Origin of the sequence: Cohnella baijiui (assembly GCF_020731285.1) — a bacterium.
Lineage (GTDB): Bacteria > Bacillota > Bacilli > Paenibacillales > Paenibacillaceae > Cohnella.
This window is the reverse complement of sequence record NZ_JAJFOW010000494.1, coordinates 1-213: the sequence shown is the minus strand read 5'-3', so window position 1 is coordinate 213 and position 213 is coordinate 1. Positions and strand designations below refer to the sequence as shown.

Sequence of the window (213 nt, the reverse complement as noted above, 5' to 3'; positions counted from 1 at the left end):
ACAAGACGGTATGGCTTAATCGTATGATAGAGGACCTCTCATTCCTGTCGCATCTGGAGACGAGTCAAATTTCTTTTGCAATGCGCGCGGTACCAATGCAATCGTTTATCCGCGAATTTTGGCAGCAATATGAATGGGTTATTAAAGATGCGGAACTAAATGGGAAACTGACCATTTCACTGCCCCCCGATCACGAAGACACTTCTTTGCACG

Annotated in this window: 1 protein-coding gene; it reads left to right on the top strand. The window is 45.5% G+C overall.

The window, feature by feature from the left end; translation table 11 throughout:
- The coding region (locus LKX83_RS33515; RefSeq protein ID WP_227887646.1) for a hypothetical protein at window positions 1-213 on the top strand (213 nt) is incomplete at both ends.